The organism is Neisseria sp. HMSC067G12 (assembly GCF_001812725.1).
Taxonomy (GTDB): domain Bacteria; phylum Pseudomonadota; class Gammaproteobacteria; order Burkholderiales; family Neisseriaceae; genus Neisseria; species Neisseria perflava.
Map to the genome: position 1 here is coordinate 822 of NZ_KV810226.1, position 21,679 is coordinate 22,500.

Below are 21,679 nucleotides of genomic sequence, written 5' to 3' on the forward strand. Positions count from 1 at the left end.
GGGGATGGTTACCGTTTGGGCTTGATTTTGAATGTTTTGGATTTGGGTAGAAATGGAAGATTGCATTTGAAATGCTCCTAACTGTTTGAGATTTGAGAAATGCCCGAAATAGGGGGCGGTGCTCTCTCCTGCAGTTAGTCAGGCGTGGACGTTACCGTTACCACACACCGCCATAAACTTTGATATGCCGTCCAAAGCCTGTGAATAGGCTTCAAACGCCATAAGAGAAAATGGCGATAAAAAATCAGCGTTTACCCTGCTGATTTGGGCTAACTGTATTTAAGAGAGAAACTTAATTCTGCTTCCCAAAGCTCAATCTGTCAAATAGTTTTTTACGGGGTTAGACGGCGGATGACTTACTTTTTTCCGACACCAGCAAAGAAAACCGCCCGCATTTCACGGTCTCCCCGAATTGGTTTTGCACTTCTTCCATCACGGTTATGATTTCATGCCCGGCTCTGCGAAGCTCCATAATGCGTGAGTTATAGCCAAGTATGCCCATCTGTGCCAGCTCCCATGAAGTAACGCTCCCTTTTCTCAATCGGGCTAAAACTCGCTCTCTTTGGCTTGGCGTTTTGGGCTTGTTATTGATACAATCAAATTTCATAATCTACTCTTCTTTCTGCCGTCTGAATGTCCGTTCAGGCGGTTTTATTTTTTAAAAATCAGGTCTTGAGTTACAATCGCGCGCGCGGGCGCGTATTGGTCCGAAAACTCCTGTTCTCCTTTCATTAGCTTGCCTGTTCTGTAAGCCATTTCTTCACTTCTCCTGCTACATAAAAGCGGCTGCGTGTGCCTGTGATTTGGCGTGATTGCGGGAATTGTCCTGCTGCCTCCAGTCGTCTGATTTGGCTGCTACTCAAGCGAGTGATTCCGCGTCGTCCTTTCGCTTGGCTGGTCTCAAGTTCTGCAATAGTTAATTGCGCGGTATCAGGTAAGCTGTCGATATTGATAATGTGCATTTATTGCCTCCGTTTGGTTAATCACGCCTGCGGGTTGCTGGCGTTTCGATAGGCATAAATATAGCCGCCTCAATGGGCGGCTTTCGAGAGAGAAAAAAATGAGAAAAAACTCTCTTTTAATTTCAAAATTTACTTAGGTTATTTTTGTTTCTTTTTCATATGTAATTGATACATATCTATAAAATCATCTTAAAATTCTATTACCTCATTTATTTCTTTGCATTTAATATCATATCTATGCATGAAAGGGTTTGCCACTGCTTCCAATAATAGGATAGCTTTTGGTAATACGCTGTCTTTGATTGTGGACTTATCGGGAAACCATTCTTCCCCTGTTTTTGGGTTGATAACGGTTTCTGTACCATCGCCAAAGAGTAAGAATAACAGTTCTTCATGTGTGAAGTGTTGGCCGGTGTATACCTCCCAAATCAGCAAATCTAGGCATGGCAATACTCTGAAACGGTTTAGGCTTTCTATTTCTGAATCGCTAAATGTTCTTGTCATGCTGCATTTTTTGCTTCCAGTGATACGGCCGCCGTAAAATTGAAATGCTCTGTATCGCCTTAAGAAATACTCAAACATTTCTCTCAGTTCATCATCGGTATGTTCTTGGAAATTAATCAGAACCGGCGTGAAACAATTATATGCCCCTGCTTTTTTTTCATATCTGAATTGTCCTAGTTCAGGTAATTGAATCCCTACGGTAGAAACACAGTCTAGTAGCATTTTTTCCCCGTCAGAATCGACAATATCAGCTTCATTAAAGCAAAAGAGAAAGGAAGAGTTGGCGGATGTTTTCTCTAGGTCTTCAAATGGCATTTTGTGCATGTCATCAGAAATTAGATTCTTGCCTAATGGAATCCCTCTAGAATCTCTTGGAATATCAGTATTGCCCAAAAACAATGATTGCCAAGAGTTTATACAATCATTACAGATGTCATAACCTAAATCTGGATTACGGTCATATTTTAAATTCTCATTGTAGTGGTAAATTTTATGTTCAAAAGCGATTGCCCAATCTTCCCGCCCCCATTGGTAGGTCTCTTCATACTTGGAAATATCAAACCATTTAGGACAATAATCATGAGTATTCATTTTTAGCTCTGTTTCCAGTATCAGGCAATCGCCTCAATCCCCTTGTTTTTGACGATAGTAAGCAGCTTCAAAGCCGCGCCGCTCGGCTTTTTAATACCCCGTTCCCATTCGGAAACTTGGTTTTTACCGATGTTTAGATACATGGCAAAAGCTGCTTGAGATAATGCTTCACGCTCTCTGATTGCCTTAATGTCTTCGCCGCTCAATGGTTTGATTTCGGTCAGGCATGATTTGTCAAAATCGCGCATTGTTTTTTTGTCGATGACGCCGCTGTCGTGCAATCCCTGCATGGTTTCATGTATTGCTGCGAAAATCTCGCTTTTGTATTTCATGGCTGTATCTCCGTGAAAGTGCCGTTTGATTTGGCTTGTTCTATGTCGGTTTCCGTCATTGCCAAGATGATGGCGGCGGCTTTCTTTAATTCTGCAAGTTCTTTGTCCGTGATGTTTTCGCGGTCGTTCTTGGCAAAAGCGGTCATGAAAAACGCCCGTTCTCCATGCCTGAAAAATATCAGGCTACGATAACCGCCGCTTCTGCCTTGTCCTTGCCTTGCCATGCGCTGCTTAATAACACCGCCGCCTAAATCTGCGTCTATCAGTCCGTCATCTGCCCGCTCTACTGCTTCTATTAGCTCGGAATCGCTGATTTTGTGTTTCTTGGCAAATTTCGTTATCCACTGGTTTCTAAATATCCGCATGGTTTTCTTTCGTAATGCTTAAGATGATAGTTTATTCTGCTGTTTCCTGCAATATGCCTGAATGTGCTTTCAATTCATCGAGATAATCAGCCCATTTTTGAACCATATCGGCGCGCTGTTCTAAATATTCCGCATGGTTATAGGCTGCCCTTGTCGTATTGGGGTCTTTGTGGGCTAGTTGCCGTTCTACCCAATCGGCGTTATAGCCCATTTCATTCAATATCGTGCTAGCCGTATGTCTAAAGCCGTGCTGTGTGGTTTCTTCCAAGAATCCCAGACGGTCTAATGCTTTCCGTATCGCCCCCTCGCTCAAGGGCTGTTTTTTGCTGGTGTTACAAAATACATATTCATAATGCCCCGTTACAGGTTTCAAGCCGTCCAGTATTGCTAGGGCTTGGCGGCTCAAGGGGACAATATGGTCTATCTTGTTCTTCATGTTTACGCCGTCTTTATAGTATTGCTGCTCCTCCCAATCAATTTCACACCAGCGCAATAAACGCAATTCGGAAGGGCGGGCAAACACATAAGGGGAAAGCTGCAATAGGGCGCGTGTTTGCGGAAAGCCTGTGTAACCATCAAAAGCCCGTAACACTTCGCCTAACTTTTGCGGGTCTTTAATGAAGCGGTAATGTTTCTGCTCCACCTTTGCCAGCTCTCCCCGTAATTCGGCGGCGGGATTGAACAGGCTCAAGCGAAGTTTCACGGCATATTTGAAAACTTGATTTACTACGTCATAAATTTTTTGTGCCGTGTCATATTTCCCCGCCGATTCCAGCCTTTGCAACAGTCCTAAAACCTCAAGCGGCATGATTTCGTCTATTTTGCGTGTTGCAAGGTCAGGGAAAATATGAAGCTCAAGGCTGCGGATAACTCTTTGTGCATGGTCGGGCTTCCATTTATTCGGCTTTGCTACTTGGTCGCTGTGCCATTTGCGCGCAATAGCCTCAAATGTGTTTTTTAGCTGCTCTGCCTGCCTCTGTGCTTTGTCTTGCTGGTGTAGCTTAGGGTCTATCCCTTTTGCTATCAGCCCGCGCAATTCTTCGCGTTTTTCTCTTGCTTCTTTTAAGCTGATTTCAGGATAGACACCCAGTCGCATTTCATCGCGTTTGTTGTCGCTTGGCCGGTAGTAACGAAAACGCCAGTATTTGCCGTTTCCCCTTGCTTGAAGATATAACCCGCCGCCGTCTGATAATTGATTCGGCGGTTGTAGTTTTTTGCATTGGCTATCTGTAAGTGGCAGCGTCTGTTTAGGCATTTTTAATCCAGTTTGGGGTAACTTTTAAAAACTCATTAAGCCATTGTTAATAATTGGTTTTATGTACTTTTGGGGTAACTTGTTTAAAAAATAGGGCTAATCCGCCTACTTTTCAGGCTTGTTTTTTGGGGTAACTCATGAAAAGTTACCCTAAAAGTTACCCTATAAATTGCGAAAACTCAAGCATACGCCAGCATATTCAAGGTAATAAAAAAGCCTTGAAACCGTTACGGCTCAAGGCTTTATGCGTATTACAGGATACTGCTGAAAATTGGGTATGGTGGAGGCGGGGGGAATCGAACCCCCGTCCGAAAGTCCTCTACAGAGCGTTCTACATACTTAGTTGTGTCTATTTAGAATCTCGTCCTCATCATGCCGACCAACAGGCCTTCAGAGAACCAGTTACCTTAAATCTCGTTTCCTGCCAAGTAACCCGACAGAAAACCAGTCAATGTAGAATGACGTTGCGGTAGCTTGCGCTACACAGCCCATTGACCAACTGCTGCAACGGCAGGCCTTAAGCGGCCAGTGCGTAAGTTTCGTCGTTTGCGACTATTTAAATTCAGTGTTTAACGGGAAATCTGAGACCCCGGTATGCCCGCATCTGCTTTGCAACCCCCGTCGAAACCAAGATCGCCCCCAGATAGGTAAGGTCGATTATACGCATGTCAGCAGGCTTTGCCAAGTTGCTGTTTGATTAAAAAGGCCGTTTGAACAGCGGTTTGCTTTTTCAGACGGCCTCTTTGTTTAGGTTTATTGATGGTAGTTTTGCAAGAAGCGTTTGAGTTTGTCCATGGCTTCTTCGATTTGATGAACGGGCGGCAGGGTAACGATACGGAAGTGGTCGGGGCGTATCCAGTTGAAGCCTGTGCCTTGGACGAACAAGACTTTTTCACGTACGAGTAAGTCGTAGATGAATTTCATGTCGTCATGGATGCTGTACATTTCGGTATCGATTTTGGGGAACATATACAATGCGCCCATGGGTTTGACGCAGGATATGCCCGGAATCTGGTTGACCAGTTCCCATGCTTTGTTGCGTTGCTCGAGCAGGCGGCCGCCGGGGAGGAGGAATTCGTTGATGCTTTGGTATCCGCCCAAGGCCGTCTGAATGGCGTGCTGCATGGGTGTGGTGGCACAAAGGCGCATAGACGAGAGCATGTCCAAGCCTTCGATATAGCCTTTTGCATGATGTTTCGGGCCGTTGAGTATCATCCAGCCTTGACGGAATCCGGCAACGCGGTAGGCTTTCGAGAGACCGTTGAATGTAACGGTCAGGAGGTCGGGGGCAAGTGCGGCGATATGGTGGTGTACGGCGTCGTCGTAGAGGATTTTGTCGTAAATTTCGTCGGCAAAAATAATCAGGCCGTGTTTACGCGCCAGTTCGGCGATTTCCAGCAGGATTTCTTTGCTGTACACCGCGCCGGTAGGGTTGTTGGGGTTGATGATGACTATGGCTTTGGTTTTCGGTGTAATTTTGGCTTCCATATCGGCCAGGTTGGGGAACCAGTTGTTTTCTTCGTCGCATAGATAATGGCGGACGGTACCGCCTGCCAGTGTTGCGGCGGCGGTCCACAAAGGATAGTCCGGTGCGGGAATCAGGATTTCATCGCCGTCGTTGAGCAATGCCTGCATGGACATGGTGATCAGCTCGGACACGCCGTTGCCGATGTAAACATCGTTGACGGTAACGTCGAGCAGTCCTTTGGTTTGGTAGTAGTGGACGATGGCTTTGCGTGCGGAGTAAAGGCCTTTGGAGTCGCAATAGCCTTGCGAAGTCGGCAGGTTGCGGATGACGTCAACCAAAATTTCGTCAGGCGCTTCAAAGCCAAACGGAGCCGGATTGCCGATATTGAGCTTGAGGATTTTGTTGCCTTCTTCTTCCAGTTGCAGGGCTTTTTTGTGAACTGGGCCGCGAATATCGTAGCAAACGTGATCCAGTTTGGATGATTTAGGGAATTTCTCCATGATGTGTGTTCCGTAAAATTGTTAACAATGGGATAAATGTACTCTTTTTGTGGGTAAATTAAAAGAGCTTCAGACGTCCAAAGCTTACTTATTGCGCGCTTCAGCACGGCGAACCGTCACGCTTTTACCGCCTATGCCCCAGTTGTCCATATTGATTTCGTCGATGACGACGACGGTCGTCTCGGGATTTTTGTTGAGAACGCGTGAGAGTAATTCGGTGACGCCGCGAATTAATTCGGCTTTTTGTTCCGCACTCGGGGCTTCGTTGCCGCCGGTTACTTTGATGTTGACGTAGGGCATGGCTTTTTCCTTTTAAAATAGTGTTCACATGTTATCTTATTTTTATCAGGCCGTCTGAAATTTGATTGCAGGATTTTTCATTGCTCATGACTGCTTTTACAAAGAATTAAGTTTTTTGGAATAGATTGTTTTTAAAATGCGGTTTTATTTTGGATGGATATCGTCATGAACCGTTTTCTTCAGACTTTGATTGTGGCCGCGCCGATGGTGATTGCCGCGCCCTATGTGGCGGCGGAAACGCATCCTGCGCAAAAGCAGATGCAGCAGAATATTGATGCTGTGCTGAAAATTGCACGCAATACTTCTTTGACAGAAGCGCAACGTGTGAAACAGGTTGAGCAGTATGCCAACCGTTATTTGGATTATGAACGTATTTCGGCTTTGGCTGTCGGCGCGCCATGGCGTGAATTTTCTGCCAAACAGAAAACTGATTTTATCCGTGCATTCAAAGACATGGTGATTGCGATGTACTCGCATTCTGCACTGATTGGTGCGGCGGATGCGAATGTACGCCTGTTGCCGAAGATGACGGCAAACGGCAATAAGTTTGACGTTTTCTCGGAAATTCAGACCAAAAAAGGCACCAAGTATGAAGTGGCCTACCAGCTTTACCAAAGTGGCGGTGCGTATAAGATTTACAATATCCGCGTGGACGGTACCAGCTTGGTAACGGTATACCGCAACCAATTTGGCGAGCTGATTAAGAGCAAAGGCATTGACGGTACGATTGCGACTGTTGCAGCCAAGGGCTTGAAGAAACAATAAGGTAGATTGATAAAAAGGCCGTCTGAATATTCAGACGGCCTTTTTGTGTTACGGGCTGATTAAGCACGTTTGCGGAATTCGCCGGTACGGGTATCGATTTCGATTTTGTCACCGTTTTCGATATAAGACATCACTTGGATTTCAGTGCCGCCGACCAGACGCGCGGTTTTCATCACTTTACCGGAGGTATCGCCTTTAACGGCAGGCTCGGTGTATTCAACTTCGCGAACGATGATGGTAGGCAATTCTACGGAGATTGGGTTGCCTTCGTAGAAAGTAACTTCGCATTGGTCTTCCATACCGTCAACGATGAATTTCAACGCGTCGCCGATGTTGTCGGCTTCGATTTCGTATTGGTTGAATTCTTCGTCCATGAAGACGTACATAGGATCGGCAAAGTAGCTGTAAGTACAGTTTTTGCGGGACAGGATAACGACGTCGAATTTGTCGTCGGCTTTGTAAATGGTTTCAGAAGCGGCACCGGTCAGCAGGTTTTTCAGTTTCATGCTGACTTTGGCGGAAGAGCGGCCGCCTTTGATGTATTCGGTTTTTTGAACGACCATAGGATCGTTGCCGACCATGAATACGTTGCCGGCGCGCAGTTCTTGTGCTGTTTTCATTGTAGTTTTCCAATCAAATCGGTTGTAATAAAACGCGCTATTTTAGCGTATTTTTTTGTGCTTTGAAATAAAGGCGGCAAGTTTTTCAACGGCACTTTTTTGAGCAAAAAGTCCATCCCGCCATTTTGCCGCGCTTTGCCGCCATTCATTTTGGTGTGCAGTCAGGGTTTGCCATGCCTGCAGGCGCTGGCTGTCGCTGAGTGCATCACCGTTGTTGAGTTCGTCGGAAAGGCGGTGGTGTGCCGTGGCGACAACATCCGGATAAACCTGATGCGCTTTGTCCCAAAAAGCGTGCAGTTTGTCGAGATGGATATTTTCTTCTTGCGGATAGATGTGCCAAAAGAAAGGCTTTCCGGCAAGCTGGGCGCGAACAAAGCTGTCTTCGCCGCGTATGATAGCGCCGTCGGCAAGGTTGAGCAGTTTGTCGAAATCCTGTTGGGGGACAAAAGGGATTTTGATCAGGGTAATGTGTTCGCTCTGATACACATCGCCGTCTTCAAGCAGGGCATTTTGCGGTACTAGGTCGCTGTTTTTCAGACTGGCGATGATTTGTGTACCTGCAAGCAGCAGGGTAATGGGTTGGCCGGCCTGTTGCCACATAGTCAGCCATTTTGCCCAAATATCGCTTTGATAGCCGAAAAGCAGCCACTCGGACGCGTTTTTTGCGGGAAGTTTGAGTTGTCGGCGTAAGGCTTCCGTATCAAATCCGGCCGATTCGGCGTAATCGCGTTCGCGCAGCAGGCCGCCGCTTTTTTCGCTGAAACCCATAAACCAAAAGTATTTCTGTATGCCGCCGGCCTGGGGCGAGGGCATTAAGTGCAGCCTCTCGTTGCTGTCTTCCGCGCTGAGGTATTCCCAGTTGAGCCAAAGCGGTTGGTGTTGGCGGATGATGGTTTGAACGTTGTCGGGCAGTTCACAGGCGAAGGTTTCGATGACAATGTCGGGGGTAGGGGCTGTATCGGTATCTTCGGCGTAGTCGGCTTGCCAAGCGTGAATGCCGATGCCTTGATGGATATTGGGAATCGAGGCCAAGTCAGGGCAGAGTGCCTGAAGGGACGGAAAGTCGTCTGTCCACAAATGCACTTGCCAGCCGAGTTCGCGTTGCAAAACACGCGCCAGCCGCCATGAAACGCCGATGTCGCCGAAGTTGTCGATGACGTTGCAGAAAATCCAGCAGGTATAAGGTGGGGTGGTGTTCATGGAAAAATATGCCCAAGGCCGTCTGAAAACATCAGAATGCGCCGAAATAGTGGAATAAATAAACAATCAGCAAAATAATCGGGATAAACATCCAAATGCTTTGCCGTTTCAATTCGGGCTCTTGTTTGAGGTGGTGTTTGATGACGTCAAAAAGGACGAACTTGAATAGGAACGTGGCTTCGCAGGCAAGGATGATGCCGTTGATGAGGTGTTGCGTTTTGTCTTCGGGCGGGTTGAGGGCAAACCACAAAAGGGTGGCGAGCGGAATCAGGCAGACGACGAGCCAGCGCAGAAGGATGGGTTTGGACATGGTGTGTGTGCAAGAAATAAAAAGGGTATTATACCCTGTCGTCTTTCAGACAAGTGCAAATCAGGCTATCATTCGTTTTATTTGAAGCGAACATTTATCCCTATGCAAACCCAAGCCATCATCCGCCATATTGTTCAATGGCTCAAAGATTACGCCGAGCAGGCGCTTGCCAAAGGTTTTGTCGTCGGCATATCCGGCGGCATCGATTCTGCCGTGGTTTCCACCCTTGCCGCGCAAACCGGTTTGTCGGTTTTGTTGTTGGAAATGCCGATTCGTCAGAAATCTGACCAAGTCAACCGCGCTCAAGAACACATGGGCCGTCTGAAAAAGCGTTATCCTAACGTAAAAGCGCAAAGTGTTGATTTGACTCCGGCGTTCGATACGTTTGCCGATACCGTTGATGTCAGCGAAACCGAATTTCCCAACAAACAGCTGGCACTTGCCAATGCACGCAGCCGCCTTCGCATGACGACGCTTTATTATTACGGCCAGCTGCATGGTTTGCTGGTGGCGGGAACGGGCAACAAAATTGAAGATTTCGGCGTCGGTTTCTTCACCAAATACGGCGACGGCGGCGTGGACATCAGCCCGATTGCCGATTTAACCAAAACTCAGGTGTACGCTTTGGCAGCCGAGCTAGACGTATCGGAAGACATTCAAAAAGCCGTGCCGACAGACGGCCTTTGGGATATCGAGCGTACCGATGAAGAGCAAATGGGCGCATCTTATCCCGAACTCGAATGGGCGATGAGCGTGTACAACAGCCACAAGCCTGAAGATTTTGAAGGCAGACAGCGCGAAGTTTTGACAATCTATACCCGATTGCACAAAGCCATGCAGCACAAAGTCAACCCGATTCCGGTTTGCAAGATTCCGGAAGAGCTGTTTTAAATTTGGACATCAAAAGGCCGTCTGAAAACGTTGGATTAAGGTTTTCAGACGGCCTTTTATATTTTATTTCAATAAGAATTAGGAATATGCTTGAAAAACAGCATCATCAGATACCAAAACAGCGTAGCGGCCGCCGCGCCCAGCAATACCCATGCGCTGATTTTGGCGATTTCACGAATGGTGCGCTTTTGTTTACGGCTGAACAAACGGTTCACAATCAATGCCGCTATGGCGCAAAAGAAAAAAAATCGCAAAAGCCTGCCTATCATTCCACATTCTCCCAAAAATATTGCCTTTAATCAGGGCAGGCCGTCTGAAGCCTCATGCACAAAACAAAGACGAAACGTTATAATACCCCTTTTGCCGCTTCACTTGGAAATTACAAATGACAACAAATGCCTCAGTGGGCATTGTAACGCCCCAGAAAATCCCGTTTGACACACCGCTTGCTCTGGAAAACGGCAAAACCTTACCTCGTTTCGACCTGATGATTGAAACCTACGGCACGCTCAACGCAGACAAAAGCAACGCCGTTCTTATCTGCCACGCCCTGTCAGGCAATCATCACGTTGCCGGCAAGCACAGCGTGGAGGATAAATACGCCGGTTGGTGGGACAATATGGTCGGCCCCGGCAAACCTATCGATACCGAACGCTTTTTCGTTGTCGGTTTGAACAACTTGGGCGGCTGCGACGGCAGTACCGGCCCTTTATCCGAAAATCCTGAAACCGGTCGCGAATATGGCGCGGATTTCCCCGTTGTAACCGTCAAAGACTGGGTGAAGTCCCAATCCATGCTTGCCGATTATCTCGGCATTCAAAAATGGGCGGCCATTGTCGGCGGCAGCTTAGGCGGCATGCAGGCATTGCAATGGACGATTTCTTTGCCTGAACGCGTTGCTCATGCGCTCGTCATCGCTTCTGCGCCTAAACTTTCCACTCAAAACATCGCGTTTAACGATGTTGCCCGCCAGGCGATTTTGACCGATCCCGATTTCCACGAAGGCAATTACCGCAGCCATCATACCGTTCCTTCACGCGGTTTGCGTATCGCGCGCATGATGGGACACATCACTTATCTTGCCGAAGACGGCTTGGGTAAAAAATTCGGCCGCGATTTAAAATCAGACGGTTATCAGTATGGTTACGGCGTTGAGTTTGAAGTGGAATCTTATCTTCGCTATCAAGGCGACAAGTTTGTCGGCCGCTTTGATGCCAACACTTATCTGCTGATGACCAAGGCGCTTGACTACTTCGACCCGGCCGCCGATTACGGCCACAACCTCACGCGCGCTGTGGAGAATGTGCAGGCCAAGTTTTTTGTTGCCAGCTTCAGCACCGACTGGCGCTTTTCGCCGCAACGTTCGCATGAATTGGTCAAGGCATTAATCGCCGCGCAAAAATCCGTGCAGTACATTGAAGTCAAATCCAATCACGGCCACGATGCGTTCTTGATGGAAGACGAAGCCTATATCCGCGCGGTTGCCGCTTATATGAACAACGTTTACAAGGACTGCCAAAAATGAATCTGCGCGACGATTTGCAACTCATTTACGATTGGATACCCGAAGGCAGCCGCGTACTCGATTTAGGCTGCGGCGACGGCGAGCTGTTGGCTGCGTTGGTGGAACATAAAAATTGCACCGGCTACGGTGTTGAAATCGATACCGACAGCGTGATTGCCGCCATATCCCGCGGTGTGAACGTCATTCAAGCCGATTTGGAAGAAGGTTTGGTGGCTTTTGGCGATCAAAGCTTTGATGTGATTGTCTTGAGCCAAACCATTCAGGCGATGCAGAACACGGAAAAAATCCTGCGCTGCCTGATGCGCGTGGCCAAGCAGGCTATTGTCAGCTTCCCTAACTTCGGCTACTGGCGCAACCGCTTTCAAATCGCCATTGGCGGCCATATGCCGGTTTCCGAGCGGATGCCGTATCATTGGTACGATACGCCCAATATCCATTGGTGTACCCTCAAAGACTTTGATTTGCTGTGTGCCAAAAACAAAATCCGCGTGCTTGAGCGTGCGGTCATGACGGGCAACCGACAGGTTAAACATCTGCCGAATTTATTGGGCAGCCTGGCGTTTTATCGTGTAGGTTGATTGCAGTAATCAATAGGGCCGTCTGAACAGGTAATCACGAAAGCATGGCTTTTGCAAATACCTGTTCAGACGGCCTTTTATTATTAAAGTCGGTTTAAGCCTGTTTCAGTTTTTCCAACAAGGCAAAACTGCCGGCATCGACCAGACGGTAGGTTTCGTCAAAGTCGCCCGTGTACCACGGATCAGGAACGTGGTTGTAACCTGAATCGGGGATAAGGTCGGTCAGTTTGAAGATTTTGCCGGGGTGGAAGCCGAGCTGCTTTTCGGTTTCTCTGAGGTTGTTGTCGTCCATCACGATGATGTAGTCGAAATGTTCGGCATCGCTGGGTTTGATTTTGCTGCTGGTAAAGCCTGACGGGTCGATGCCGTGTTGTTTGAGTACACGGCGCGTGCCTTCGTGCATGTTTTCCCCGTCGTGCCAACCTGACGTGCCTGCGCTGGCTGTAATGACGGCATTGCCCATGCCTGCTTTGCGGGCGCGGTGGCGCAGGACGTATTCGGCCATAGGGGAGCGGCAGATGTTGCCGAGGCAGACGAAAAGGATTTTGTGGGTTTTCATATGCGTGAAAATGAGCGGTAAGGTTTGAAAATCAATGCAACACGCTAAACCGTTTTCAGACGGCCTTGGCGTGTTGCATTTTCAATTTAGTTTACATTGCTGAAGAAAGGATTATGGCCTTCTAGTTTTAACGCTTGGGCATAAGTAGGGATGTTCTCGTTTTCGCCCAATGGGTTGTGCAGCAGGTAGAGGTGCTCGATTCGGCATTCGGCCATCAGGTCGAGGAAGTTTTGCTGAACGATGGCGATATTGTCGGTTGATGCAAGCTCCCAAGTGAAGGTCTGCGGAACGATTTCAAACGCGCTGTCTGTCGCGTTGAAGCTGAACTGGAGCTTGCCGTCCGCTTTCGCTGCGGCAACAACGCCGACGCGCGGGCTTTGCATACGGATGGCGCGGATGGCGTTGGTGGCAAAAACGTCCATGGCCATGCGTTGGCGGGTGTGGCTGCCGTCGGTAAGCGCGTCAAGCGGCGTATTGGGCGAGAGCGGGTTGGTAAAGAGGGTAACGCCGTCGAGGGCGAGATGCTCTTGCCAAACCTGCATCAATGGCAGGCCTGCCTGTTGCAGGTTAAGGCCCAAGGCAGTCTGAATGTCTTTATTGCCGTAGCCCAGCGCGTAAACAACATGGACGGATTGACCTTCGGGCAGCGTCAATGGTTTGTATTCGAATTTTTGCAGGAATGCGCCTGCCGCTTCATCGTTTTGCTTGGCTTGGAACCACTCGCCCGGGGTAACGCTGCTCAAGTCGGTAGATTGGACGAGGTAAGGCAGCCATTGCGTGTTTTGCGTGAGGGTACGCAGGTTGGGGTAGTTTTGCAGGCAGGCGAAGAGTGCTTCGGTAGGCAGCGTAAGCGGCAGGGTTTGTTCTTTTTTGCAACCGGCGACCAAAACGACAGGCAGGGCAAACCATTGGGCTTCGTTATCGTTTTCTGCCTTCAGGACTTCGCCTACGCTTTGAATCAGGCTGGTGTAAGTGCCGACATCGGGCGCCATGGTCATTGCCAATGAAAGGTTGATGTAATGGTTTTGGCTGAGCATGGTGCGGATTTCGGTTTGCAGTTGGCCGGCCGAAAGCTTGCGCGATGCGGAGGAGGAGTTGTGCGCCAGCTGATAGGCATTGAGCAGAAGGTAGTTTTTGATAGGGCTCTGCGGATAAGGGCGGGTATCTGGAAGAACAAAGGTTTTCATGACGGTTTGAAGTGTTGTGTTGTAAGTGTGGCGATTATAGCAATTTAGTCAGTCGGTGTGCTTGTTAATAAATTAAATTCAACTGGCGATAGGGATACGCTTCATTTTCACAAGGTTTAAGTATCAGCATTTTCTAAGTTGGGGAGGGTAAATGCCCGATGTGTTATAATCCATGACCAAACATAATTCAGAAAGGAACAAAATCATGCGCTTGCTTCATACTATGCTGCGTGTCGGCAATCTCGAACGCTCTTTGGATTTCTATCAAAACGTATTGAACATGCAACTGCTGCGCCGCCGCGATTATCCCGAAGGCCGTTTTACTTTGGCTTTTGTCGGTTATGGCGATGAAGCGGACCATACTGTTTTGGAACTGACCCACAACTGGGATACCGAGTCTTACGATTTGGGCGATGCTTATGGCCATATCGCGATTGAAGTCGATGATGCTTACGCGGCGTGCGAGCGTGTCAAAGAAATGGGAGGTAAAGTGGTACGCGAAGCCGGCCCGATGAAACACGGCACGACTGTGATTGCGTTTGTTGAAGATCCAGATGGCTACAAAATTGAATTTATTCAAAAGAAAAGCGGTAGCGATTCGGTTCAATATTCATCTTAAGGCATAAGATAATGGAAAAGGCCGTCTGAACATTCAGACGGCCTTTTTTTGATCAACCCAACTGTTTTTGCTTTTCGCTCAACAGGGCGTGTACTTGAAGCGCAGTAGCGTAGCGGTCTTCTCCTGCTTCAATCGGATCGAGGAAATGCAGTTCGACCGTGTTGGAAGGCTGGCTGATGACCATGCAGATAGATTGCCAGAGGCTGATGTCGCCGTAGTAGGCAGTGTGCGGATTGGGGCTGCTGCCGTCTGGATTCGGATAGCGGCAGAGTGCCGGAATAATCGGTACGCCTGCATCATAGGCCGTCTGAAAAAAGCTCGGTTTGAACGGCAGGATTTCACGGCCTTCGGTACTGGTGCCTTCGGGAAAAATGGTGACGGTATCGCCGTTTTTCAGCGCTTCGGTTACGCCGGCGATTTTGGCAGAATTGCCTTTGATGCCGCGGTTGCGCGAGACGTAAACCGTTTGAGCCTGTGTGGCAAGATAACCGACCACAGGCCATTTGGCCACATCGTCTTTAGCCACAAAACGGCCGGGGAAAGCACCGTTGACCGCCATAATGTCCAACCATGAAATATGGTTGCTGATAATCAGCTGACCGCGATCTTCTTGCGGCGGCGTGCCGAAAGTTTGCAGTTTCATGCCGCAGGAAGCGAGCACGCGCAGCGACCATAATTGGATCGCGCGCAGTTTGCGTTTGCTGCTGTAAAAGGGAAACAGAAAAAACATTTCGGCCATGCCGTATAAAAGGCAGCCGGCAATGCAGAGAAGACGGAAGATAAAACGGATTTTGGCGGTCATTGTGTGTGTTTTTATAAAGATTAGGCAGGCCGTCTGAAGTTTCAGACGGCCTTTTATTATGAATCGGCTTTAGGGGCAAAACGCTGCAAGTAGCGGTCGGAAAGGTGGTTGATGTCCATCATGATCAGCACATCCGCGCAGTTGAACGCTTCATCGACGCAAGGCTCGCCGCAGAACCACGCGCCTGCTTTGAGATAGCCTTTGATCAGGGCAGGTACAGGCGGATTTTCAGACGGCGTGATGCTGTCCCATTTGAGCGGGTTGAGCGGTTTGACACACCATTGTGCCGGAGCGAGGTATTTGTCTTTCAAAGCATGATACAGGCCGGCCGCATCGTTGCCGCCGTCACGCATTTCGATACTGCCGCAACCAATCATAAAGCGCAGGTTTTCGTCTTTCATGAATTTGACCAAACCGGTCCACAACAGCATGACCAAGCCGCCGTTGCGGTAGTCCGGGTGGGTACAGGCGCGGCCGAGTTCGACGGTTTGCGGCAGGATGTCTTTCAAAGGCTCAAGATCAAATTCATGCTCGCTGTACCAGCCACCGACTTTTTTTGCGGTTTCTTCGGTAATCAGGCGGTAGCAGCCGATTACCTCGCCGGTTGCATCGTCAAAGGCGAGCAGGTGGTGGCAATGTTCATCATAAGGATCGACATCGCGGCCGTCATCGCTTTCGATTTCCGCACCTAACTCTTGGGCAAAAACCTGATAGCGCAATCTTTGGGCGGCTTCGATTTCAGCTTGGGTTTCTGCAAGGCGTACGCTCAGGCCGATTTTGGGGCCCGTTTGATTGAAACGGCTGGGGGACATGATGTTTCCTGTTTGAAGAAAATGGCTGATTATAGCGGATATACGGACAGATTTATATTGATTTGCTTTGCGGTAGGGCAAATTATGTCGGGTTGTTGGAAAAAGGCTTCAGGCCGTCTGAATTTGGCATGCCAAGCGGTAGAAGCGTAAAATCAACGTTTTTGCCGCTTTTTTATTATGGAAACCTCTTTCCTGCTTGCCGGAAAAATTACCGAGCTGACGCTGATTGTTTTGATGGGCGTGGCTTTGGTGAAGGCCGGGCTGTTGAAATCGGAAAACAGCTACACGCTCTCGGTCATCGCGCTTTACTTGATCAGCCCGTCTGTCATGATTCATGCCTTTCAGATGGACAATACGCCGCAGATTATCGAAGGGCTGAAGCTTTCCGTCACGCTGGCGGTGTTTTTCCATGTGGTGCTGATTGTTTTGGGCAGGTTGTTTAAACACTTGTTCAAACTCGATGCGCTCGAACACGCGGCAACGGTGTACAGCAATTCGGGCAACCTGATTATCCCTTTGGTGATGTCGGTATTTGGTGCGGAATGGGTGATTTACACCAGCGGTTTTATCATGGTGCAGACGTTTTTGTTTTGGACGCATCTGCGCCTGTTGATTTGCGGCCGAGGCAATGTGGCTTGGAAAACTATTTTTACCAATATCAACATCTTATCCATGCTGGTCGGGCTGCTGATGTTTGCCTTTCAAATCAAGCTGCCGCACATTGTCGATAATACTTTGGCGACGGTGGGCAGTATGATTGGCCCAGTTGCCATGTTGGTGGCGGGTATGCTTTTGGCTTCTTTGCCGCTACGCTCGATTATGTGGACGCCGAGGCTTTATCTCGTTGCTTTTTTAAGGCTGATTTTGATTCCGATATTATTGCTTTTTGCCGTCAAAGTTTGCGGTTTTGCCCATCATGATGTGCATACGGATACGGTTGTTTTAATCAGCTTTTTGGCAACGACTTCGCCTGCCGCTGCGACAGTTACCCAAATGGCGGTTGTTTACGGCAAAAATGCCCAAAAAGCCAGCGCGATTTATGGGCTGACAACCTTGCTGTGTATGGTAACCATGCCGGTCATGATTGCGTTATATCGTTGGATTATTTAAGAAAAGGGCAGGCCGTCTGAAACTTTGACTTTATGTTTCAGACGGCCTGTTTGTTATTTTAAATTTGAAAATAACTTTTATTATCAATTAATTAAACAATTAAAAAGCTATACAAAGACGGTAGCTGCGTGTATCCTTATGTCTAACATTCATTCAATATAAATCTTTAAAGGAACACAGCCATGACCGACTTTACCCTTTGGGAAACCGCGCCTTTCAATTCCACCATTGACCATATTTTGCAGCGTTACCACAATGTCCACCGTGCCCAGTTTGAAGAGTTGGTTCCGCTGGCGCAAAAAGTAGCGCAGGTTCATGCCGATACTTTTCCTGCCGAAGTTCCTGATTTGTTGGCCTATATGCAAAACGAGCTGTTGATGCACATGATGAAAGAGGAGCGCATGTTGTTCCCGATGATTAATCAGGGCGTGGGCCGTGGTGCGGCCATGCCCATCAGCGTGATGATGCACGAGCATGAAGAACACGACCAAGCCATCGCGCGTTTGGAAGAATTGACCAATAATTTTGAGCTTCCCGAAGGTGCTTGCGGCAGCTGGACCCGTTTGTACGCATTGGCCAAAGAGATGGTGGACGATTTGAAAGACCACATCCACTTGGAAAATGAGATTTTGTTCCCCCGCGTTTTAGCTTCTTAAGAATTGATGTTAATCAAGGCCGTCTGAATGTTCAGACGGCCTGTTCTTTAATCCCTTGCTAAGTTAGTACAATAGTTCTAAAATTTTAATAAAGAAACAAAAATAAGCAGTAAAGGCACACATCCGTTTTTTTGTTTACTTGAGAAGGAGTTTATGAATGAAACATTCTAAAGTTTTACTATCGGGTATTCTGTTTGCTGCTGTGACTGCATGCGCCCAAGCGACGGACGGTAGCTGGAGTGCCCTGCAGGATACGAAAACAGGTGTGCAGTCGCGACCTTATTATGAATTTGGCAATGTGGTTCAGAAGATTTCTTTTAAGAAAACCGGTAATCCGGAAAATGGTCTGAAAAAGCCTGTCTTGACGGTGTATCGCCAGGGCAAGCTGTTGGGCGAAGCATATAATTTGGAAGCCTCTCATGGCAGCTCCTTGTTGCCAACCCTGTTTCTGGTAAACGGCAAGTCATTAAATGTAAATGACGGCAACGATAAAAAACAATTGGCTTCTGCGAAGAGAATCGATTTTTACGATTTCGGTCACGGCCGTATCGGCCATGCAGTCTTTACCGCGCCTAACGGTATCTGTCAGGATATGAAACACGGCAAAGGCGTTTCCTACAAGCTGGTTACCAACTATGTTAATTTTCCGGATTATCCTTCGCCTGAAAATATCTTGATTATCACTGCGCAAGGCAAATATGAGCAAGACGGGTTTATATTGGATGCCACTGAGTCAAGAGTGACCAGTGCCAATAAAGAGTTTGCCAAAAAATATGGCGAAGCCCTGAAATCCAAGAATGGCCCTGAGACCAGGCATGTGAATATGGCCAATGCAGCCAGTGCGGAAAAAGGCAGACTGTTGGCTGATTATATCTGTCAGTAATCATATTAAAGGCCGTCTGAAATTCAGACGGCCTTTTAAAATCATGAATGCATCTCTTGTTCAAACGACAGCAGAATCTGTTTTACTTCATCCGCTTCTTTGACGGCACGGATACGGTCGAACAATATCTGTGCCTGTTCAAACTCTTTTTTCATCATGCCCAGCCACTGTTTCAAACGGGCAACCGGATATTTGTTGTTGGCCTCTTTGGCAAGGCATAAGTCGAAGAATTGGACTATCCATGAGGAGACTTCGGCAAAGTCGGTGTCTTTCACTGTTTCGCCGTTTTCATATTGCTTGATTTGCCGCGCCAAGTCTGGACGGATAACCGCGCCGCGCCCGAGCATCACGCTGTCGCAGCCGCTGACGGTTTTAATGTCGAGATAGTCTTGAAGGCTGAACACATCGCCGTTGGCGGTAACGGGAATACTGACTGCATCGCGGATTTTGCGCACCCATTCCCAATGTGCCGGCGGCTCGTAGCCTTCGACTTTGGTGCGCGCGTGGACGGTCAACGCGCATGCGCCGCCGTTTTCAATCGCGGAAGCGCATTCCAATGCCAGACTTTTGTCTTCATAACCGAGCCGCATCTTGGCAGTCAGCGGAATGTGTTGTGGCAGGCGTTGGCGCAGGGTGTGGACGATGTGGTAAATCAAGTCGGGCTCTTTGAGTAAGACCGCGCCGCCTTTGTGTTTGTTGACCGTCGGCGCGGGGCAGCCGAAGTTGAGGTCGATTTTGTCCGCGCCGAAACGCACGGCTTCCAAAGCATTGACGGCCATGTTTTCCGCATCGCTGCCCAAAAGTTGGACAGTACAGGGTGTGCCGGCCGGCGTGCGGTTGGCATGGGCGATTTCGGGAACATATTTAAGCCAAGTGGCGCGTGAGTGGACCGTGTGTGTAATGCGGACAAATTCGCTGACGCATTCGTCAAATCCGCCGATGCGCGTCAACAGGTCGCGCATCACATCGTCCACCAGCCCCTGCATGGGGGCAAGAATAAGCTGCATGAGTCAGGCCGTCTGAAAAAAGGAGGACATATTGTAGCGGTATATCGGTTAAAATACAGCTTCCTTTTTCAGACGGCCTTTTTATGATGCACACAATTCCGGCAACCGCCGCCATGTTGGTAAAAAATTCAGAACGTTATCTTTCAGAAGTTTTGAGTGCGTTGAAAGACTTTGACGAAGTCCTGCTGTTGGACAACGGCTCGACCGACCGTACTTTTGAAATTGCTAAGGGCTTTCCCAATGTCAGCTATTACAAGCATGACTTTATCGGGTTTGGCCCGATGAAAAATCTGGCGGCCAGACTGGCGCAAAATGATTGGATTTTCAGCATAGACAGCGATGAAGTGGCGGATGAAGCTTTAATTGAATCCATTCGTGCGGCCGTTTTGGAAAATGAGAAGGAACACATCTTTTCGCTTTCCCGTTTGAACCATTACCACGGCAGACTGATTAAAGGCTGCGGCTGGTATCCGGATATTATTCCGCGCCTTTACCATCGCAGATTTACCTGTTTTTCCGACCGTCAGGTGCATGAGTCTTTGGTGTTGCCGCAGGAAGCCAAGGTTAGACAACTCGATGGCCGTCTGAAACATTATTCTTTTGAAAACGCCGAAGGGCTGATTCAGAAAATGCAGCAGTACAGTTCGCTGTATGCGGAAGAAAACCGCTTCAAGAAAGACAGTTCGCCATTTAAGGCTTTGCTGCATGGCGGCGTATCGTTTGTGAAGAATTATCTGCTTAAACGCGGTTTTGCTTATGGGGCGGACGGGCTGACGATTTCAGTGTCCAATGCGCAAGGTTCGTATTATAAATATGTCAAACTCTACGAGCGCAACCGCACGATAACCGTCTCCCTCATTATCACCACCTACAACCGCCCCGATGCTTTGGAGCTGGTATTGAAATCGGCTTTATCGCAAACCCGTCTGCCGGATGAGATTATTGTCGCGGATGACGGCTCAAGGCAGGAAACCGCCGAAGTAGTTGATTTTATCCGCCGTAGGACAAGCATTCCGGTCAAACATTCATGGCAGCCGGATAGAGGCTTTCGTGCCGCCGAATCGCGCAACCGTGCGTTGGCACAGGCGCAAAGCGATTATATTGTGTTGATTGACGGCGATATGGTTTTGGATCCGTCTTTTATCGCCGATCATTTGAAGATTGCCCGCAAAGGCCGTCTGATACAGGGCTCCCGCGTGATTTTGACTGAGGATAAAACGCAGGATATTTTGGACGAAGGCGATTTGCCTGCCTTGTCTATGTTCAGCTCGGGAATAGAAAAACGGCTTTCCGCCCTACGTTGCCGTTGTTTGGCCAAATTGGCAGGCCGAAAAGGCAACCGCAAACATAAAGGCATCAAAACCTGCAATATGGGCTTTTTCCGCAGCGATGCGCTTGCCGTCAACGGGTTTGACAATAGCTTCGTCGGTTGGGGCAGGGAAGACAGCGAATTTGTCGCCCGTTGCTATCATAACGGTATGAAACGCCATAATTTGAAATTTGCCGGTATTGCGTACCACCTCTGGCACAATGAGGCAGAACGCGATTCCTTGCCGCAAAACGATGCCTTGTTGGAGGCAACCTTGTCGGAACGCAAAATCCGCTGTGTTCATGGCGTATCGGATTTTATAAAAGATGAAGAAGTAGCCGGAAAATAGCCTTATCATTTCATCTGAATCATAGAGGCCGTCTGAAAATCTTCAGACGGCCTTTTTATGCTTTTGATGAGTCTATTGGTTAAATGAGAATATTATTTATTTGATGTAGATCAGTATGTATAATTAGGTAAAGTATGGTTAGGGAAGAGGGTTTACTCTATAATCCAACCGTTTGTAATTTTATTTCGGCGAAGACCGGATTTTGGGAGTTGTGATGTCA

At 48.2% G+C, this 21,679-nt stretch carries 26 protein-coding genes and 1 other RNA gene; 9 read left to right on the top strand and 18 right to left on the bottom strand.

Annotation, left to right across the window (positions count from 1 at the left end; translation table 11 throughout):
- Positions 1-340: 340 nt before the first annotated feature.
- From HMPREF2871_RS09920 to HMPREF2871_RS09960, 9 genes are all read right to left on the bottom strand, one after another.
- A complete protein-coding gene (locus HMPREF2871_RS09920; protein WP_049344709.1) occupies positions 341-607 on the bottom strand; it encodes a helix-turn-helix domain-containing protein in 267 nt (88 codons plus the stop codon).
- 124 nt (positions 608-731) lie between these two features.
- Positions 732-962 carry a helix-turn-helix transcriptional regulator gene (locus HMPREF2871_RS09925; RefSeq protein WP_049344708.1) on the bottom strand — a complete coding sequence of 77 codons (231 nt, stop codon included), beginning with the start codon at positions 960-962 and terminating at the stop codon, positions 732-734.
- A 189-nt stretch (positions 963-1,151) separates the two neighbouring features.
- On the bottom strand, positions 1,152-2,057 hold the full coding sequence (locus HMPREF2871_RS09930; RefSeq protein WP_049344707.1) for a DUF6387 family protein: 906 nt from the start codon (positions 2,055-2,057) through the stop codon (positions 1,152-1,154).
- A 20-nt stretch (positions 2,058-2,077) separates the two neighbouring features.
- The gene (locus HMPREF2871_RS09935) at positions 2,078-2,389 is read right to left on the bottom strand and encodes a helix-turn-helix domain-containing protein (RefSeq protein WP_049344706.1); all 312 of its coding nucleotides are present in this window, start codon (positions 2,387-2,389) and stop codon (positions 2,078-2,080) included.
- Positions 2,386-2,754 (bottom strand): type II toxin-antitoxin system RelE/ParE family toxin, encoded by a 369-nt coding sequence (locus HMPREF2871_RS09940; RefSeq protein WP_049344705.1) that lies wholly within the window; start codon positions 2,752-2,754, stop codon positions 2,386-2,388. Before HMPREF2871_RS09940 ends, HMPREF2871_RS09935 begins: the two co-directional genes overlap by 4 nt.
- 31 nt (positions 2,755-2,785) lie before the next feature.
- The gene (locus HMPREF2871_RS09945; protein WP_049344704.1) at positions 2,786-4,009 is read right to left on the bottom strand and encodes a tyrosine-type recombinase/integrase; all 1,224 of its coding nucleotides are present in this window, start codon (positions 4,007-4,009) and stop codon (positions 2,786-2,788) included.
- A gap of 278 nt (positions 4,010-4,287) precedes the next feature.
- Positions 4,288-4,650, bottom strand: a transfer-messenger RNA (tmRNA) gene (ssrA, locus tag HMPREF2871_RS09950).
- 112 nt (positions 4,651-4,762) lie between these two features.
- Positions 4,763-5,977: a pyridoxal phosphate-dependent aminotransferase gene (locus HMPREF2871_RS09955; RefSeq protein WP_004519866.1), complete on the bottom strand. Its 1,215-nt coding sequence runs from the start codon at positions 5,975-5,977 to the stop codon at positions 4,763-4,765.
- An 84-nt stretch (positions 5,978-6,061) separates the two neighbouring features.
- Positions 6,062-6,277, bottom strand: a complete 216-nt coding sequence (locus HMPREF2871_RS09960) for a tautomerase family protein (RefSeq protein ID WP_004519865.1) — start codon at positions 6,275-6,277, stop codon at positions 6,062-6,064.
- A gap of 165 nt (positions 6,278-6,442) precedes the next feature.
- On the opposite strand from HMPREF2871_RS09960, the gene HMPREF2871_RS09965 reads away from it, so the two are divergent.
- Entirely contained in the window at positions 6,443-7,042 is a 600-nt protein-coding gene (locus tag HMPREF2871_RS09965; protein WP_039862173.1) for an MlaC/ttg2D family ABC transporter substrate-binding protein, read from the top strand.
- A 59-nt stretch (positions 7,043-7,101) separates the two neighbouring features.
- Here the strand turns inward: HMPREF2871_RS09965 and efp are convergent, their stop codons facing one another.
- From efp to HMPREF2871_RS09980, 3 genes are read right to left on the bottom strand one after another with little or no spacing between them, the layout of a single operon-like run.
- Positions 7,102-7,662: an elongation factor P gene (gene efp, locus HMPREF2871_RS09970; RefSeq protein ID WP_002213793.1), complete on the bottom strand. Its 561-nt coding sequence runs from the start codon at positions 7,660-7,662 to the stop codon at positions 7,102-7,104.
- 42 nt (positions 7,663-7,704) lie between these two features.
- Positions 7,705-8,862, bottom strand: coding sequence for an elongation factor P maturation arginine rhamnosyltransferase EarP (gene earP, locus HMPREF2871_RS09975; protein WP_049336336.1), 1,158 nt, complete (start codon positions 8,860-8,862; stop codon positions 7,705-7,707).
- Between the two features lie 31 nt (positions 8,863-8,893).
- Complete coding sequence (locus tag HMPREF2871_RS09980; RefSeq protein WP_004519862.1) at positions 8,894-9,172, bottom strand: hypothetical protein; 279 nt, start codon at positions 9,170-9,172, stop codon at positions 8,894-8,896.
- A gap of 102 nt (positions 9,173-9,274) precedes the next feature.
- Here HMPREF2871_RS09980 and nadE point away from each other — a divergent pair, with 102 nt between their 5' ends.
- The gene (nadE, locus tag HMPREF2871_RS09985) at positions 9,275-10,063 is read left to right on the top strand and encodes an NAD(+) synthase (protein WP_049336338.1); all 789 of its coding nucleotides are present in this window, start codon (positions 9,275-9,277) and stop codon (positions 10,061-10,063) included.
- 68 nt (positions 10,064-10,131) lie between these two features.
- On the opposite strand, the gene HMPREF2871_RS09990 is transcribed toward nadE, so the two are convergent.
- Positions 10,132-10,332 carry a protein MIGRI gene (locus HMPREF2871_RS09990; RefSeq protein ID WP_003682450.1) on the bottom strand — a complete coding sequence of 67 codons (201 nt, stop codon included), beginning with the start codon at positions 10,330-10,332 and terminating at the stop codon, positions 10,132-10,134.
- Between the two features lie 116 nt (positions 10,333-10,448).
- On the opposite strand from HMPREF2871_RS09990, the gene HMPREF2871_RS09995 reads away from it, so the two are divergent.
- Together HMPREF2871_RS09995 and metW are read left to right on the top strand one after the other, a co-directional pair.
- Positions 10,449-11,588, top strand: coding sequence for a homoserine O-succinyltransferase MetX (locus HMPREF2871_RS09995; protein ID WP_049336341.1), 1,140 nt, complete (start codon positions 10,449-10,451; stop codon positions 11,586-11,588).
- Entirely contained in the window at positions 11,585-12,166 is a 582-nt protein-coding gene (gene metW / locus HMPREF2871_RS10000; RefSeq protein ID WP_049329691.1) for a methionine biosynthesis protein MetW, read from the top strand. The genes HMPREF2871_RS09995 and metW overlap by 4 nt, the downstream gene beginning before the upstream one ends.
- A 94-nt stretch (positions 12,167-12,260) precedes the next feature.
- Here metW and HMPREF2871_RS10005 read toward each other — a convergent pair whose 3' ends face one another.
- Positions 12,261-12,725: a low molecular weight protein-tyrosine-phosphatase gene (locus tag HMPREF2871_RS10005; protein WP_049344703.1), complete on the bottom strand. Its 465-nt coding sequence runs from the start codon at positions 12,723-12,725 to the stop codon at positions 12,261-12,263.
- An 86-nt stretch (positions 12,726-12,811) separates the two neighbouring features.
- On the bottom strand, positions 12,812-13,912 hold the full coding sequence (locus tag HMPREF2871_RS10010) for a hypothetical protein (protein WP_003685151.1): 1,101 nt from the start codon (positions 13,910-13,912) through the stop codon (positions 12,812-12,814).
- Between the two features lie 205 nt (positions 13,913-14,117).
- Here HMPREF2871_RS10010 and gloA point away from each other — a divergent pair, with 205 nt between their 5' ends.
- Complete coding sequence (gloA, locus tag HMPREF2871_RS10015; RefSeq protein WP_003685011.1) at positions 14,118-14,531, top strand: lactoylglutathione lyase; 414 nt, start codon at positions 14,118-14,120, stop codon at positions 14,529-14,531.
- Between the two features lie 52 nt (positions 14,532-14,583).
- Here gloA and HMPREF2871_RS10020 read toward each other — a convergent pair whose 3' ends face one another.
- Positions 14,584-15,333, bottom strand: coding sequence for a lysophospholipid acyltransferase family protein (locus HMPREF2871_RS10020; RefSeq protein WP_004519853.1), 750 nt, complete (start codon positions 15,331-15,333; stop codon positions 14,584-14,586).
- A gap of 56 nt (positions 15,334-15,389) precedes the next feature.
- Entirely contained in the window at positions 15,390-16,145 is a 756-nt protein-coding gene (locus tag HMPREF2871_RS10025) for a GNAT family N-acetyltransferase (protein WP_004519852.1), read from the bottom strand.
- Positions 16,146-16,322: 177 nt separating this feature from the next.
- Here HMPREF2871_RS10025 and HMPREF2871_RS10030 point away from each other — a divergent pair, with 177 nt between their 5' ends.
- The 3 genes from HMPREF2871_RS10030 (at position 16,323) to HMPREF2871_RS10040 (ending at position 18,794) form a co-directional block, all read left to right on the top strand.
- Positions 16,323-17,255: an AEC family transporter gene (locus HMPREF2871_RS10030; protein ID WP_049344702.1), complete on the top strand. Its 933-nt coding sequence runs from the start codon at positions 16,323-16,325 to the stop codon at positions 17,253-17,255.
- Positions 17,256-17,437: 182 nt separating this feature from the next.
- Positions 17,438-17,911 (top strand): iron-sulfur cluster repair protein DnrN, encoded by a 474-nt coding sequence (gene dnrN, locus HMPREF2871_RS10035; RefSeq protein WP_049344701.1) that lies wholly within the window; start codon positions 17,438-17,440, stop codon positions 17,909-17,911.
- Positions 17,912-18,068: 157 nt separating this feature from the next.
- A complete protein-coding gene (locus tag HMPREF2871_RS10040; protein WP_049344700.1) occupies positions 18,069-18,794 on the top strand; it encodes a DUF8095 domain-containing protein in 726 nt (241 codons plus the stop codon).
- A 41-nt stretch (positions 18,795-18,835) separates the two neighbouring features.
- Here the strand turns inward: HMPREF2871_RS10040 and HMPREF2871_RS10045 are convergent, their stop codons facing one another.
- The gene (locus HMPREF2871_RS10045; RefSeq protein ID WP_049344699.1) at positions 18,836-19,801 is read right to left on the bottom strand and encodes a tRNA dihydrouridine synthase; all 966 of its coding nucleotides are present in this window, start codon (positions 19,799-19,801) and stop codon (positions 18,836-18,838) included.
- 83 nt (positions 19,802-19,884) lie between these two features.
- On the opposite strand from HMPREF2871_RS10045, the gene HMPREF2871_RS10050 reads away from it, so the two are divergent.
- A complete protein-coding gene (locus HMPREF2871_RS10050; RefSeq protein ID WP_049344698.1) occupies positions 19,885-21,459 on the top strand; it encodes a glycosyltransferase family 2 protein in 1,575 nt (524 codons plus the stop codon).
- The last annotated feature ends 220 nt before the right edge of the window (positions 21,460-21,679 follow it).

Coding starts and splice junctions, on each gene's coding strand:
- HMPREF2871_RS09920 (WP_049344709.1), bottom strand. CDS start 607: ATGAAATTTGATTGTATCAATAACAAGCCCAAAACGCCAAGCCAAAGA.
- HMPREF2871_RS09925 (WP_049344708.1), bottom strand. CDS start 962: ATGCACATTATCAATATCGACAGCTTACCTGATACCGCGCAATTAACT.
- HMPREF2871_RS09930 (WP_049344707.1), bottom strand. CDS start 2,057: ATGAATACTCATGATTATTGTCCTAAATGGTTTGATATTTCCAAGTAT.
- HMPREF2871_RS09935 (WP_049344706.1), bottom strand. CDS start 2,389: ATGAAATACAAAAGCGAGATTTTCGCAGCAATACATGAAACCATGCAG.
- HMPREF2871_RS09940 (WP_049344705.1), bottom strand. CDS start 2,754: ATGCGGATATTTAGAAACCAGTGGATAACGAAATTTGCCAAGAAACAC.
- HMPREF2871_RS09945 (WP_049344704.1), bottom strand. CDS start 4,009: ATGCCTAAACAGACGCTGCCACTTACAGATAGCCAATGCAAAAAACTA.
- HMPREF2871_RS09955 (WP_004519866.1), bottom strand. CDS start 5,977: ATGGAGAAATTCCCTAAATCATCCAAACTGGATCACGTTTGCTACGAT.
- HMPREF2871_RS09960 (WP_004519865.1), bottom strand. CDS start 6,277: ATGCCCTACGTCAACATCAAAGTAACCGGCGGCAACGAAGCCCCGAGT.
- HMPREF2871_RS09965 (WP_039862173.1), top strand. CDS start 6,443: ATGAACCGTTTTCTTCAGACTTTGATTGTGGCCGCGCCGATGGTGATT.
- efp (WP_002213793.1), bottom strand. CDS start 7,662: ATGAAAACAGCACAAGAACTGCGCGCCGGCAACGTATTCATGGTCGGC.
- earP (WP_049336336.1), bottom strand. CDS start 8,862: ATGAACACCACCCCACCTTATACCTGCTGGATTTTCTGCAACGTCATC.
- HMPREF2871_RS09980 (WP_004519862.1), bottom strand. CDS start 9,172: ATGTCCAAACCCATCCTTCTGCGCTGGCTCGTCGTCTGCCTGATTCCG.
- nadE (WP_049336338.1), top strand. CDS start 9,275: ATGCAAACCCAAGCCATCATCCGCCATATTGTTCAATGGCTCAAAGAT.
- HMPREF2871_RS09990 (WP_003682450.1), bottom strand. CDS start 10,332: ATGATAGGCAGGCTTTTGCGATTTTTTTTCTTTTGCGCCATAGCGGCA.
- HMPREF2871_RS09995 (WP_049336341.1), top strand. CDS start 10,449: ATGACAACAAATGCCTCAGTGGGCATTGTAACGCCCCAGAAAATCCCG.
- metW (WP_049329691.1), top strand. CDS start 11,585: ATGAATCTGCGCGACGATTTGCAACTCATTTACGATTGGATACCCGAA.
- HMPREF2871_RS10005 (WP_049344703.1), bottom strand. CDS start 12,725: ATGAAAACCCACAAAATCCTTTTCGTCTGCCTCGGCAACATCTGCCGC.
- HMPREF2871_RS10010 (WP_003685151.1), bottom strand. CDS start 13,912: ATGAAAACCTTTGTTCTTCCAGATACCCGCCCTTATCCGCAGAGCCCT.
- gloA (WP_003685011.1), top strand. CDS start 14,118: ATGCGCTTGCTTCATACTATGCTGCGTGTCGGCAATCTCGAACGCTCT.
- HMPREF2871_RS10020 (WP_004519853.1), bottom strand. CDS start 15,333: ATGACCGCCAAAATCCGTTTTATCTTCCGTCTTCTCTGCATTGCCGGC.
- HMPREF2871_RS10025 (WP_004519852.1), bottom strand. CDS start 16,145: ATGTCCCCCAGCCGTTTCAATCAAACGGGCCCCAAAATCGGCCTGAGC.
- HMPREF2871_RS10030 (WP_049344702.1), top strand. CDS start 16,323: ATGGAAACCTCTTTCCTGCTTGCCGGAAAAATTACCGAGCTGACGCTG.
- dnrN (WP_049344701.1), top strand. CDS start 17,438: ATGACCGACTTTACCCTTTGGGAAACCGCGCCTTTCAATTCCACCATT.
- HMPREF2871_RS10040 (WP_049344700.1), top strand. CDS start 18,069: ATGAAACATTCTAAAGTTTTACTATCGGGTATTCTGTTTGCTGCTGTG.
- HMPREF2871_RS10045 (WP_049344699.1), bottom strand. CDS start 19,801: ATGCAGCTTATTCTTGCCCCCATGCAGGGGCTGGTGGACGATGTGATG.
- HMPREF2871_RS10050 (WP_049344698.1), top strand. CDS start 19,885: ATGATGCACACAATTCCGGCAACCGCCGCCATGTTGGTAAAAAATTCA.